This is a genomic window from Pseudoalteromonas sp. APC 3358 (assembly GCF_030408075.1).
In the GTDB taxonomy this organism is placed as follows: Bacteria; Pseudomonadota; Gammaproteobacteria; order Enterobacterales; family Alteromonadaceae; genus Pseudoalteromonas; species Pseudoalteromonas arctica.
Window position 1 is genome coordinate 1 of record NZ_JASDCE010000005.1, and the last position, 13,578, is coordinate 13,578.

A 13,578-nucleotide genomic window follows, 5' to 3' on the forward strand; every position below is an offset into this window, starting at 1 on the left:
AAGTCTCTGAAGGGCCGTTGAAGACTACAACGTTGATAGGCAAGATGTGGAAGTGGTGTGAGCCATTAAGCTAACTTGTACTAATTACCCGTGAGGCTTAACCATACAACGCCAAACGCGTTTTATGTGATAGTGAAACAAGCGAAGAAGTTAATATAACTAAAGTAGAAATTACTTAAGAAAGACTTAAAAAATATTATCAGATATTTTCCAAATTCAAGAGGTGACTCTTAGCGCGTAGCGTTAACATTGAGGCACCTTGCGCAAAGAAAATGGTAGCACTACGTGCTTGTCATTGATTCTTTGCACCTAATTTGCTTGGTGACAATAGCGTTTTGGACCCACCTGATTCCATGCCGAACTCAGTAGTGAAACGAAACAGCGCCGATGATAGTGTAGCATTTGCTATGTGAAAGTAGGACATTACCAGGCTTCAAATTGTAGAAAGCCCGAATCTAACGATTCGGGCTTTTTTACGTCTGCAAAAAAGTGAAATATGAGTAACTAACATTACGCACTCGATTTCTCTCCAATTTATCTAAATGTACAAGTCGAGCTGAATAGCTCATTACTTCAGTACTAAAGTTTATAACCAAATCTAAAGGCTATTTAAAATAGTCCGTAAGCTTGAGTTTCTTCACTTTCAGATTCTTCTAGTTGTGTTGGTTTAAATATTACGCTTGGATCAATTAATACACTGTGCTTTTGTGAAAGCTTGATTAATCCTCGCATCATATTTTTAGTTTGTGGGTCTAGATCAAAACCAACCTCAGTGAGCTTATCTAGTGGTTTAATGTCTTCTTTTTTATAGTCGATATTATCTTCGACTTTATCTACCAATAACCCTACGTGTGGGTTTAAGCCGTCTTTAGTGGTAAAAACAATAATAGGTTTATAGTCTAAGGTTATTTGCTCTTTAGCTGATTCGAATAAACGCTCTAGCTGAATTAGGTTACTACGCTTAATTTTTTCGAGCAGAGCTGATACTTGTTTATAATCGCTTTGATTATGAGCTGATATAGCTTCTTTTACCGTTTCTAGCAATGATTGGAAAGGTTCGTTAAGTCGAGACATTGTTAGTTTTAAGTCTTCATTATCGGTGTTGAACTCTTTGTAAAACAGAACAAAATCTTGTAGTTCTGCATCATTGCTTGAAATAGAAGCCGAGCTATTTAGCAAGGTACTTTGAAGGGTATTGAACCAGTTTAATAGTTTTTCTTGCCATGTTCTTAGTTGTTTTAGTACATGCGCATTACTTTGTTCGGTTGAGATATTATTTAAAATAATACCTAAATCAAACACAGGCGTTGGTATATCCATATAATCTTTAACACCAATAAAGCTTTTATTATTGTTGGGTAAAGTTGTTAGATTATTGTCAAAGCGCTCTGTTAATAAAATATCGAGTATTTTAAGTGAAATTGTTTTGCAGCCCACTTTAAAGTTTATTAATTCCATGCCTTTATCTTAATTTACCTGTTAATGCTTTAAGGATAGAACAAATTAAATAAATAGCTTAAAGATGGATAAGATTTAATAGAGATAGGTAACTAGGTGTTATTAGATGGCACTAGTGAGGTTTTTTATGGCACGTTTAAATTGATTCTCAAGCTGCTTTTTTCCTAATAAACCTAAGTGTTGAATCACTTTTTCATTACATTCATTTTGCATCACTAACTTTATTAAAAGTTGTTTATCAGACTCTGTTAATTGAGACATACAAGAAGGAGACTGATTCACTACCTGCCAGAGAGTCGCAGAGATATTAAATTGAGTGAAGTTACTGTTTACGAGCAAGGCTAATCGTTCGCGAGTCTCGGGGCTTACTAACTCATCGCTAAATCCTTCAATTAAAATACTTACAAGTTGCCAATCTAGTGTTTTAAAATGTGTTAAAAGAGCATAAAAAAAGTCGTTTTTAAACTGCTTTTTCAAAGGTTGGATAATTGCACTTTTATTGCTTAAGCATTTAACCACAAGCGCTGAATGTTCAGCTGTGCTTTTATCGCGTTGATAACCCAGTTTTACGGTATCAAACCCTTGTTTTTGCCAAAAGTTAAGTAGCTGCGCTGTTGCGCCAAAACTTGCACCAAACCAATTACATTGGCTTTTCACTTGCGACTCGCAATAGCTAAGTAGCTTTTTACCAAAGCCCATATTGTGAGAGCTCGGATCAATCGCTATTCGTACAACGCGAGCGCTCAACTGTGTTAAGTAGTCATTATTAAAGCTAAGTTGTGAGAGGGTTTGAGCCATTAAATGACCCTGTGGGCGGCGCTCTCCGCTTATAACCTGTAGAGCAAGTTCTTCACTTAAACCACCTTCTATTGCGATTAAACATACACCAACTAATTGATTGTTAATTTTGCTGATGAATATTCGTTGCGATGGCGCGTCTAGTAGTTGGCGTAAATCGTTTACACTACTTTGATAGTGAGCCAATGCAAGCAGGGCAATAACTTGTTGCAGTAAAGGCTCATTGTTTACAAGGGATTGCTGAGTTATTTCGCTATGAACTGGCTGCTCTAATTGCTCACTACTTAACTCTTTATATTGTGCATCGAGTGCAAGCAAGGTGCGAATGTGCTTCTCGAGGGGATCGTGTTTAGCAAAACGCAGTGGCTCATCAAGCGTTACAACTTTAGAGGCTTTATAGTGCGCTTTTATATAGTTACTAAAGCGAATGGTATAACCCCTACCATTGCCCTCATACCCAACCAGTGTACTTGCAAATACTATACGAGGGTAATGAGCTAGCATTTTTAGCAATAACGGAACAGGGATCGCGGCAGCTTCATCAATGAGTAATAAATCGCACACAGGTAATGCATTTAATAACGCGTCAGGTGCAACGTAGTGCAAGTTGGCGAGCTGTTTATGTTCAGCGTTGTATTGAAGGCTCAGCTCGTTAGCTAAATGTTTAAAGCTACTATGGGTCGCTTTAAACTGAGTGCTGCAAATAATTACTTTTTTATCAGTCAATTTTGCGGCAGCTAAGCCAAGTGCTGCCGACTTACCTCTGCCTCTATCAGCATTAATGAGTAAAGGTCTGTTGGCACGGCCATTAGCTACTTTTACTATTTGTTCAACGCAGTTTTGCTGTGGTAGATAATCAATTTTATTATCCGTAACAGAGCTGACGAGATTACTAATACAGCCATTTTGTTCACTAAAATGAAAAGCGGGTAATCGCTTAATAATAGCCGCGAAACGATGATTAAATAAACTGTAGTCAATACTTTGACCGTGTGATTGCACTGTACTTAATGAGGGGTCTTGCCAAAAGGCTAAATCATTTAATTCGGGCAGTAATAAAAACAGTATACCGCCTGCTTTAACAGTGCCGGTAAGTGCTGCAAGTTTATCAGGGTGCAAACCACTAAAACCATCATAAACAGCATGAGCAAATTCTTGCCCTAAAATTTGGTGAGTGCGAGTAGGCCAGTACGAATTTTTAATCGCGCACTGCTTTGATACAACGAGTGTATTGTTTTCATCTATTAATGAGTTAAGTAATTCATAACACCAAGCAGGGCTGCCGGTAATCAACACTAGCTGACGATGATACGCGCCAGCTAGTTGTTGTTCTAACTCATTTAGGTGAGATTTATACAGCTTGTAATCGTGCATAGGCCGTTACTAACCATTTACTGCCAAGGTCGTCAAAGTTAACTTGTACGCGAGATTGCGCGCCACTGCCTTCGTAATTAAGTACGGTACCAACACCAAACTTAGCATGCAAAACTCGTTGCCCTAAGTTAAAGCCACTGTCTTCAAATGCGGCATGGCTAACTGATGCGCTAAAACGCCCGGCGGCAGGTGGACGAGAAACCTGTGTTTTAATACGGATTTCTTCTACGCAGTCCTCAGGTATTTCGCGTAAAAAGCGTGATGGGCTATGGTATTTTTCTTGCCCGTATAAACGGCGACTCTCAGCATGGCTAATGTATAACTTATCCATTGCTCGTGTCATGCCTACATAACAAAGGCGGCGCTCTTCTTCCAAACGACCAGACTCTTCGTTACTTTGCTGAGAAGGGAACATGCCTTCTTCTACGCCCACCATAAACACTAGCGGAAACTCTAATCCTTTAGCTGAGTGAAGTGTCATCATTTGAACGGCGTCTTCGTGTTCTTCTGCCTGCCCTTCACCTGACTCAAGTGATGTATGTGCTAAAAAGCCTTGTAAAGGCGAGCTGTATTCTTCGTCTTCAGGAAGTTCGTACTGGTCACATGCGCTAATTAGTTCTTCTAAGTTTTCTACGCGAGCACGGCCTTTTTCACCTTTTTCAGCTTGGTACATTGCCATCAAGCCTGAGGTTTGAATTGTGTACTTGGCTTGCTCATGCAAAGTTAGATCGCTAATTTTATCTTCTATTTGTTCAACTAGTTCTACAAACTTACTTACTGCACCAGAAGCACGACCAGATAAATGCTGTTGTTCTACAATTGCTTTTGCGGCATACCAAAGCGGTAATGATTCTGCTCGTGCACAATCTCGTATATGGCTCAATGTTTTGTCGCCAATACCGCGTGCTGGCGTATTAATTACACGTTCAAACGCGGCATCGTCTTGACGATTACCTACTAGGCGTAAATACGAAAGCGCATCCTTAATTTCTTGTCGTTCGAAGAATCGCATACCACCATAAATACGGTATTTTAAGCCTTCTTGCAGCATGGCCTCCTCGAGTACACGAGATTGCGCGTTACTACGGTATAAAATTGCGGCATCTTGTAGGGCATTACCTGCATTTAACCAGCTTCGTAGTTTGCTACTTACAAAGCGTGCTTCGTCTAACTCATTAAATGCTGCATAAATAGAGATTGGCTCGCCATCGTTACCGTCGGTCCACAAGCTTTTACCCATACGTTCTGAGTTATTTTGAATTAATGCGTTGGACGCTTTCAAAATAGTCGCGGTTGAACGGTAGTTTTGTTCAAGACGAATGGTTTCTGCGCTGAAGTCAGTTAAAAAGCGTTTAATGTTTTCGATTTTAGCACCACGCCAACCATAAATGCTTTGGTCATCGTCGCCTACAATCATAATGCTGTTAGTATCGCCAGCAAGTAACTTTAACCAAGCATATTGAATGGTATTTGTATCTTGGAACTCGTCTACTAGCATATGTGCAAAGCGCTGCTGATAATGTCGTAATAACGTAGGGTTATTTTTTAACACTTCGTAGCTGCGTAGCAATATCTCGGCAAAATCAACTAAGCCGGCTCTATCACAGGCCTCTTGATAGGCGGCATAAACACGCAGCATCATTTGCTCATTAATATCGTATGCTTGAATATCTTTAGGGCGAAGTGCTTCATCTTTTTTAGCGCTTATATACCAGCCAAATTGTTTTGCTGGCCATTTTTTATCATCAATATTCATCGACTTTAATAAGCGCTTGATCATTCTAAGCTGATCGTCAGAGTCTAAAATTTGAAAGGCTTCTGGTAAATTAGCTTCACGGTGATGAGCACGTAAAATACGATGCGATAAACCATGGAAAGTACCAATCCACATGCCACCTACAGGCGCTTTTAGTGTTTCTTCAACGCGGCCACGCATTTCTTTAGCGGCTTTATTAGTAAAAGTAACTGCAAAAATACTGTAAGCGGAGGCTTGCTCAACTTGCATAAGCCACGCAATACGATGAACTAACACTCGTGTTTTACCAGACCCAGCACCTGCTAATACCAGCATGTTTTGTAGTGGGGCTGCAACGGCATCGCGTTGTTTGTCATTTAAGCCATCGAGTAATTGTGAAACGTCCATCGTTACGCCTTTTTAATCAATATTGTGGCCAGTATAACAGGTGTTTTTGTTAGGCTAAATAAAATACTGTTTTTATAAACAGCTATTTATAAAATAGTGTTCAAAACGAGTAACTTGCTAATTAATTGAGCGAATAGAAAAGTGCAAACACATAACAAAAATTGCTAATTTGACCTAAAGTTAGCAAAATTTACTAACTCTCTAAATCTAGACTAATTTAACTATTTGATTTGTAAGCTTTAATAAATTGGCATAGAGTGTGTAAGTAAATAATTATAAAATCAAATAAATACAGAGGTTAGTATGGCAGATCAAGGTTCTGGCGGTAACGTAATCGCAGCATTATGTAATATATTTTTTCCTGGTTTAGGGCAGTTAGTGCAAGGGCGTATTTTAGCGGCTATATTTTTTGCACTCGCTATTATAATAAGTTACGCACTAATTTATGTGCTTGTAGGCTTTGTACTTGTGCCTATTATTTACTTATGGTCGATTATTGACGCAGCGCGTTATAGATCGCGAAGTTAACGGTTTTAAAGTTGAGTAAAATAGCGCCCATGTGGCGCTATTTTACTTTATATGCCCTGTGGTTTACGGGCGTTTACGTATATAATTACGCAATTAAAGATTTACAGGCAAACCCTATGGAATATCAATTTATTCGCGACCCTATTAGTGGGCTACGTATTAAAATAAGCAGTGAACACGCTATTATTGGTCGCTGGCTAAACGAAGAAATAGGCAAAGACAAAGTAGCCATGGTGCAAGCGCTTATTGCATCGGTGAGTTCAAGCTATGAGCCGCTAACGCTAAAAGGCCAAGAAATAGATTTAATATTAACGAAAGACGAAGCATTATTTGAAGCCCATGCGCTTCATCAAGACAGCGAAGACCTAATAGCGTATCAAGATGACGATTTAGCGCTTGAAGAAAATGGTTTAAGTAGTGGTTGTGGCTTTGAAGATTTCATTGATTTAATTGATTCATGGCATGAGTTTACGACGTCACGATAAACATAACTAGCACACTAATAAAAATATACAGCAATGCACAATCAGCATTTTATCTGTATTATTACACCAACGAACATTACGCCAATCAAAACGACAGGAACTGATATGTCTGCCAATTTAAACAAGCTAGTAGTGATGCTAGAAATGCAAAACGCCATGAATACTAAAGTACATGAGCAATGGTTTACTCAAGGGTTTGAATGGTACCGCGCTATTTGGGTTGAGTGTGCTGAAATGTTGGATCATCATGGTTGGAAATGGTGGAAAAAACAAACACCAGATACTGAACAAGTTATTTTAGAGTTGGTTGATATTTTTCATTTTGGTCTATCGCTTAGAATTGACGGCGAAACTAGCTACGAAGACTTAGCAAAGCAACTTGAAACTGAGCTTAGTAATGCTCAACAAGCTGATGATTTTAAACAAACACTAGAGATATTAGCGGCGTCTGCTGTTGCTGATAAAACGTTTAATGCAGGTGCCTTTGCCGGCTGTATGGCGCAAATGGGTATGGATATTGATGATTTATATCGCGGCTACGTAGGTAAAAACACGTTAAACTTTTTCCGCCAAGATCACGGTTACAAAGATGGTAGCTATATTAAAGAATGGAATGGGCAAGAAGATAACGAGCATTTAGTTGAAGTAGTTAAAAGCCTTGATACAGAACATGCAGATTTTGCAAAGTTAGTATATCAAGGGCTAGAAGCGCGTTACCCAAAAATTTAAGTCACGTAAGTTGAGTTAGATAATCTTACGATAGTCGGTAACACTTAGGTAATCGGCTATTTCGTTATGTGGTTGTTGGCTATCTGGGTTAGCAACTGCAAGTAAGTGCTCGATGCCGTATTCTCGTGCGGCATTTAATACCGGCACACTGTCATCTACAAACAAAGTACGCTGCTTATTAAACCCTAAGTCTTTTTGTACTTGGTGCCACAAACTTTGTTGCTCTTTACTTACTCCATATTCATGAGTAGACACTACGCCATCTAGGTAGTTATCAATCGCTGTATGCTCAAATTTAAGCATGACACTCTCAGGGTGGGCGTTGGTAAGTAAAATTAACTCTTTGCCTGCTTTTTTAAGCTCAGTTAAAAAATGAGGTACGTCTTCGCGCATTTTAATTAAATGCTGAGACTCTCGTTTAAGCTCCATTATAGGCAAGCTTAATTGCTGCTCCCAATAATCTAAACAATACCACTGTATTTGACCGCTCACAGCTTGATAGCGTTTTAAAATATCTGCTTTAGCTGCATCTAGGCTAATGCCCCTTGCTAATGCGTGTTGCGCAGGAATAACGTTAAGCCAAAAATGACTGTCGTAATGTAAATCGAGTAATGTTCCATCCATGTCGAGCAAAACGGTATCGATTTTTGACCAATTTAACATAGGAATTTCAACTTATAAGGTTTATTATTGAACTAACTGCCATGATAGCAAATTAACGCCAATGACACAGAAAAAGCACCCAACACCACCACAAATCCTCAGTAACAATGTTGTCGCTAAAAGCCGCCTGTTTACTGTGGAGTCTTTAGAGCTAAAGTTTTCTAATAACGAAGAGCGCCAGTATGAGCGAATTCGCGGCGGTGGCCGGGGAGCAGTGATGATTGTTCCGTTAAGTGCAGACAACGAATTACTACTTGTACGTGAATACTGTGCGGGCACAAACGATTACCAGTTAGGTTTTCCTAAAGGCTTAATCGATCCGGGCGAAACGCCAGAGCAAGCTGCTAACAGAGAGCTTAAAGAAGAAATTGGCTTTGGTGCTGAGTATTTTAAACCATTAAGAACAGTAACAATGGCGCCGAGTTACTTTAATGCCACTATGCATATTTTATTTGCTAAGCAATTATACCCACAAACCCTTATTGGCGACGAACCAGAGCCGCTTGTTGTTGTTAAGTGGCCATTAACTCAGTGGCAGTCATTATTAGACCAAGAAGATTTTACCGAAGCACGCAGTGTTGCAGCTTTGCTATTATTAGATAAGTATTTAGCGTCTGGAGCTGCCGATGAATAAATTAATCGAACCGTGTATTGAATTAGCTGAGCGTGCTGGCGATGCAATTATGGCCATTTATAAAAAAGGCGATATTGGCCAACAAGAGAAATCAGATAATACGCCTGTTACCAAAGCTGACTTAGCAGCAAATGACGTACTGGTTGCTGGATTAAAAGTCTTAGCGCCCGATATCCCAATTATGTCGGAAGAAACACCTATACCTGCACTCGCCGACAGACAGGACTGGCAGCGCTATTGGTTGCTCGATCCGATGGATGGTACAGGCGAATTTATTTTAGAAAGTGGCGACTTTGCAGTAAACATTGCATTGATTGAAAATAATCATCCTGTGCTTGGAGTTATTCATTGGCCTGCAAAAGGTGTGACTTATTTTGCTACAGCTAAAAATGGTGCCTTTAAACGTGAAAACTCAATTGATAAGCAAATATCTGTAGCGCCGCCAGAGAACTTGACGCTTGCAGTGAGCCGCCGCCAAAAAATAGAAGCGGTGAGTCAGTATTTAAATAGTCAGTTTACAACTATTGCTATTGGTTCGTGCTCATTAAAAGCTTGTACTGTTGCAGAAGGCAAAGCAGATTGTTTTTTAAGAATTGGTCCAACGGGAGAGTGGGATACAGGTGCTTCACAAGTTATTGTTGAAGAAGCCGGTGGTTGTATTACCGATGCAGAATTTAACCCGCTAACGTACAATCAACGCGAGAGTACTGAGAACCCTGACTTTATAGTGATGGGACATCCAGACTGGGAATGGCAAAAAATGATTAATCCGCATCAAAGGTTGAGCACAGAATAGCAATTTGATTGCTTTTTGTCCGGTTGAACAACTTTAATTAGTTTAGGCCTTGCATTAAATGTTTATTCCTATATAGTAGCGCTCTCTTCAAGGCAGGCTCGTAAATATTACGAAAATGTTTTAAAGAAATTACAGGCGCGGGATGGAGCAGTCTGGTAGCTCGTCGGGCTCATAACCCGAAGGTCGTCGGTTCAAATCCGGCTCCCGCAACCAATTTTTTATAAGATTTGGTTACTGTAAACTCTAGCTTAAGAGATAAAATAAAGTAGTCGATAGACTTAAAATATACAGGCGCGGGATGGAGCAGTCTGGTAGCTCGTCGGGCTCATAACCCGAAGGTCGTCGGTTCAAATCCGGCTCCCGCAACCAATTCTTTAATTGGAAGCCAAGTTGTAATGTAAGCAACTTTAAACAAGTCTACAAATTTCAGGCGCGGGATGGAGCAGTCTGGTAGCTCGTCGGGCTCATAACCCGAAGGTCGTCGGTTCAAATCCGGCTCCCGCAACCACTGAAATTAAATACCTAAAAAGTTAAAACAAAATAGCACTCTTTATCGAGTGATTTTTTGCGTCTGCAGTTTAATAAATTCTTATAATTATAAAACTCACCGTTACTGCGCAAAACACTTTGCACAAGTAAGCGAAGGTCGTCGGTTCGCTTTTTACAAACTCAAGCTCCCGCAACCACTGAAATTAAATACCTAAAAAGTTAAAACAAAATCGCACTCTTTATCGAGTGATTTTTTGCGTCTGCAGTTTAATGAATTCCTATAATTATAAAACTCACCGTTACTACGCAAAATACTCTGCATAAGTAAGCGAAGGTCGTCGGTTCGCTTTTTATAAACCCAAGCTCCCGCAACCACTGAAATTAAATATCTAAAAATTTAAAACAAAATCGCACTCTTTATCGAGTGATTTTTTGTGTCAGCAGTTTGATAAAATACCTTATATTCTGCTTTATTTAATGACTTTACTCTAATATCTGTGACGTTTAACAAATAACTTATTTTTTAAAAAAGAGTATTTTATGTTAAAACGGTTAAAAGATTTTAAGTAACAATACACATCACATGACAGAACTTTATCACTGGTTTGATTTAATAGGCATTGCGGTGTTTGCTGTGTCGGGCACTTTGCTAGCGTACGAAAAAAAAATGGATGGCTTTGGAGTCGTAGTTTTAGCGACGGTAACTGCTATTGGTGGTGGTACAGTGCGAGATCTAATTTTAGATGTTCCTGTGTTTTGGTTACACGATCAAAGTTACTTTTTTGCCATACTAGCTTCAGTATTTGTTACAACACGCCTTATAAATAAACAAAAGCCGATACCTCATTATATTTTACAAACAGCGGATGCGTTTGGTTTAGCTTTTTTTGCAGTAATGGGGGCGCAAAAAGCGCAGCTTGTTGGTATGCCCGATATGACAGCGGTAATTATGGCTGTAATTACAGGCTGCTTTGGTGGATTAATTCGAGATGTGCTTGCACGCGAGATCCCTATGCTATTAAAAGGTGAGCTTTACGCTATTACCTGTATAGCGGGTGGCACTGTTTATACGCTTGGCATTAGCTTTTCGTTAGTAACCGAAATGGCGATGGTATTAGGTATGTTAATGACCTTATTACTTCGTTTAGCTGCTATAAAATGGCAAATCACATTACACGTTTTTAAATATCCTGACTAAACTGGTGTAATCACACCATTTACTAGGATAAGGAATGTCGTTAGCTCGTATATTTTCTCGTGCTCAAGTGGGTATAAATGCCCCTGAAGTTATTGTAGAAGTTCACCTAGGAAATGGTTTACCCGCTTTTCATATAGTAGGCCTGCCCGAAGCGTCCGTTAAAGAATCAAAAGATAGAGTACGTAGCGCACTCGAAAACTCACAATTTGGTTTTCCCGATCAACGAATAACTGTAAATTTAGCCCCAGCCGATTTGCCAAAAGATGGTGGACGGTTTGATCTTGCTATTGCGGTGGGTATTCTAGTCGCCTCTGGGCAAATAGTGTGTCCTGATATTCACAAGTACGAGTTTTATGGTGAGCTTGCTCTTAATGGTGAGGTGCGTGGTGTAAACGCTATTTTACCTTCGGTACTTGCTGCAAAAGAGCAAGATCGTTGCTGCTTTTTACCTCTTGCAAACGACAGCCTAGCAAGCCTAGTTAATGGCGTTAAACGCAAAGCCGTAAGCTCTATTCAAGAAGTGTGGGGGGATTTACTTAATCAACAACCCTTACCATTAAATATAGAGTATCCCGACTGCACACAAGCCCCTGACTTTTTACTTGATTTAAGCGATGTGAAAGGTCAGCCCGGTGCAAAGCGAGTACTCGAAATTGCTGCAGCTGGCGGGCATAATTTACTTTTTTTAGGCCCTCCAGGTACTGGTAAATCGATGCTGGCCCAGCGAATGGCAACTATAATGCCTACTATGTCGGACGATGAAGCTATTTCGACAGCTGCGCTTTACTCTATTATTGGACAATCCATAGATTTAACTAATTGGCGACAGCGGCCATTTCGTAATCCACATCATACGTGCTCAGCTGTTGCTTTGGTGGGGGGCTCTTCAAATCCCAAGCCTGGTGAAATTTCACTGGCACACAATGGCGTACTTTTTTTGGATGAATTGCCTGAGTTCGAACGCAAGGTGCTTGATTCACTGCGTGAGCCAATGGAAACCGGTACGGTTACTATTTCACGTGCAGCTAGGCAAATGGAGTTTCCGGCGCAGTTTCAGCTTATTACAGCATTAAATCCAAGCCCAACAGGGAGTCATACAGATAAGCGGGCAACTCCCGATCAAGTTATGCGTTATTTATCGCGCGTGTCGGGACCTTTTATTGACCGTATTGATTTGCAAATAGAACTACCTCGTTTAACGAGTGTTGAACTACAAAGTACTCAGCCGGAGGAAAGTAGTGCAGAGGTTAGAGCAAGAGTTGAAGCGGCTTATTACCTACAACTAAAACGCCAAGGTAAGGTTAATGCGAGGCTTAATAATAAAGAAATGAGTGTGCACTGTGTACTGGCGCCAGCAGAGTTACAGTTTTTAGCCAGAGCAAGCGAGAAGTTGTCTTTATCGCCACGCTCTTATCATAGAGTGATTAAAGTGGCGCGTACTATTAGTGATTTAAAAGGCGCTGAAAACATTAGTTTAAATGAGCTTAAAGAGGCACTTAATTACCGCGCATTTGAGCGCCTTATTGCGCAATTAACTAAGTATTAAATAGAAAGCATATACCCTTTACCGCGTACGGTAACAATGCGTTTTTGATCTTTTTCGTCATTTAATTTTTTACGTAAACGACCAATCAGCACATCAACAGTACGATCGTTTGGACTCCAATCGGGCTGGCCTATTTCTTCTGATATTTTTTCACGGGATGTGGCTTTACCTGCATTACTAATTAAGCAAATAAGCACTTTATGTTCGGCTTCGGTTAAGCGTGATTCAACGCCTACAGCAGTAATTAGTGTGCGGTTATCGGGGTGAAGCTTAAAGTCAGCATATTCTATAAATTCTTCGCTTTCGTCGTCTTCTAGGTTAACGGCAACACGCTTATAGAGCGCGCGCATGCGAAGTTCTAACTCAAGTAAATCGACAGGCTTACAAATATAGTCATCAGCACCTTGTGCAAGGCCTGCAATACGATCGGCTTGGGAGTCACGACTCGATAATACAATAACGCCAATATCGGTAAGTGTGTTTAATTCTTTTGCCAGCTGAAGCCCATCACGCTTTGGCAAAACAATGTCAATTATGGCTAATGATATAGCACCGCGCAGGTTTACCCGCTGCCTTACAATGTTAAGTGCATCAGCGCCAGTTGGGTCTACCTCTATTGTAAATTCGGTATCTGCAAAGTGATTTTGGATGCGTTTAACGAGTAGTTCATCGTCTTCAACCAATAAAACATTAATAGCCATAGTACTTTATTTTGAATGCTTATAGCTCTGTATGGT

12 protein-coding genes, 3 tRNA genes and 2 rRNA genes are annotated in these 13,578 nt (G+C 40.0%); 12 read left to right on the plus strand and 5 right to left on the minus strand.

The window, feature by feature from the left end:
- Positions 1-105 (plus strand): 23S ribosomal RNA (locus QL995_RS09080); the annotation flags it as partial.
- A 212-nt stretch (positions 106-317) separates the two neighbouring features.
- Positions 318-432: ribosomal RNA gene (gene rrf / locus QL995_RS09085) — 5S ribosomal RNA — on the plus strand.
- 177 nt (positions 433-609) lie between these two features.
- Here rrf and QL995_RS09090 read toward each other — a convergent pair.
- The 3 genes from QL995_RS09090 to uvrD form a co-directional block, all read right to left on the minus strand.
- On the minus strand, positions 610-1,458 hold the full coding sequence (locus QL995_RS09090) for a chemotaxis protein (protein ID WP_197173315.1): 849 nt from the start codon (positions 1,456-1,458) through the stop codon (positions 610-612).
- A 102-nt stretch (positions 1,459-1,560) separates the two neighbouring features.
- Entirely contained in the window at positions 1,561-3,630 is a 2,070-nt protein-coding gene (locus QL995_RS09095) for a GNAT family N-acetyltransferase (protein ID WP_290294026.1), read from the minus strand.
- Positions 3,608-5,773 (minus strand): DNA helicase II, encoded by a 2,166-nt coding sequence (uvrD, locus tag QL995_RS09100; protein WP_007586555.1) that lies wholly within the window; start codon positions 5,771-5,773, stop codon positions 3,608-3,610. The genes QL995_RS09095 and uvrD overlap by 23 nt, the downstream gene beginning before the upstream one ends.
- Before the next feature lie 303 nt (positions 5,774-6,076).
- Between uvrD and QL995_RS09105 the strand changes: the two genes are divergently transcribed.
- The 3 genes from QL995_RS09105 to QL995_RS09115 all read left to right on the plus strand — a co-directional run bounded on the left by QL995_RS09105 (position 6,077) and on the right by QL995_RS09115 (position 7,515).
- On the plus strand, positions 6,077-6,301 hold the full coding sequence (locus QL995_RS09105) for a hypothetical protein (RefSeq protein WP_002963009.1): 225 nt from the start codon (positions 6,077-6,079) through the stop codon (positions 6,299-6,301).
- A 116-nt stretch (positions 6,302-6,417) separates the two neighbouring features.
- The gene (locus QL995_RS09110; protein ID WP_024592461.1) at positions 6,418-6,786 is read left to right on the plus strand and encodes a YacL family protein; all 369 of its coding nucleotides are present in this window, start codon (positions 6,418-6,420) and stop codon (positions 6,784-6,786) included.
- 105 nt (positions 6,787-6,891) lie between these two features.
- On the plus strand, positions 6,892-7,515 hold the full coding sequence (locus tag QL995_RS09115) for a dUTP diphosphatase (RefSeq protein ID WP_007586550.1): 624 nt from the start codon (positions 6,892-6,894) through the stop codon (positions 7,513-7,515).
- A 15-nt stretch (positions 7,516-7,530) separates the two neighbouring features.
- Here QL995_RS09115 and yrfG read toward each other — a convergent pair whose 3' ends face one another.
- Positions 7,531-8,178, minus strand: a complete 648-nt coding sequence (gene yrfG / locus QL995_RS09120; protein WP_007378908.1) for a GMP/IMP nucleotidase — start codon at positions 8,176-8,178, stop codon at positions 7,531-7,533.
- Positions 8,179-8,239: 61 nt separating this feature from the next.
- Between yrfG and nudE the strand changes: the two genes are divergently transcribed.
- From nudE to QL995_RS09155, 7 genes are all read left to right on the plus strand, one after another.
- Positions 8,240-8,812 (plus strand): ADP compounds hydrolase NudE, encoded by a 573-nt coding sequence (nudE, locus tag QL995_RS09125; RefSeq protein ID WP_007586548.1) that lies wholly within the window; start codon positions 8,240-8,242, stop codon positions 8,810-8,812.
- A complete protein-coding gene (cysQ, locus tag QL995_RS09130; RefSeq protein WP_290294027.1) occupies positions 8,805-9,608 on the plus strand; it encodes a 3'(2'),5'-bisphosphate nucleotidase CysQ in 804 nt (267 codons plus the stop codon). Before nudE ends, cysQ begins: the two co-directional genes overlap by 8 nt.
- A 136-nt stretch (positions 9,609-9,744) precedes the next feature.
- Positions 9,745-9,821, plus strand: a tRNA-Met gene (locus QL995_RS09135).
- A 79-nt stretch (positions 9,822-9,900) separates the two neighbouring features.
- Positions 9,901-9,977: transfer RNA gene (locus QL995_RS09140), tRNA-Met, on the plus strand.
- A 62-nt stretch (positions 9,978-10,039) separates the two neighbouring features.
- A tRNA-Met gene (locus tag QL995_RS09145) sits at positions 10,040-10,116 on the plus strand.
- A gap of 564 nt (positions 10,117-10,680) precedes the next feature.
- Positions 10,681-11,295, plus strand: a complete 615-nt coding sequence (locus QL995_RS09150) for a trimeric intracellular cation channel family protein (protein ID WP_007587018.1) — start codon at positions 10,681-10,683, stop codon at positions 11,293-11,295.
- 34 nt (positions 11,296-11,329) lie between these two features.
- Complete coding sequence (locus tag QL995_RS09155) at positions 11,330-12,841, plus strand: YifB family Mg chelatase-like AAA ATPase (RefSeq protein ID WP_024590552.1); 1,512 nt, start codon at positions 11,330-11,332, stop codon at positions 12,839-12,841.
- Here the strand turns inward: QL995_RS09155 and QL995_RS09160 are convergent.
- On the minus strand, positions 12,838-13,542 hold the full coding sequence (locus tag QL995_RS09160) for a response regulator transcription factor (protein WP_290294029.1): 705 nt from the start codon (positions 13,540-13,542) through the stop codon (positions 12,838-12,840). The two genes, QL995_RS09155 and QL995_RS09160, sit on opposite strands and share 4 nt — an antisense overlap.
- Positions 13,543-13,578 lie beyond the last annotated feature (36 nt).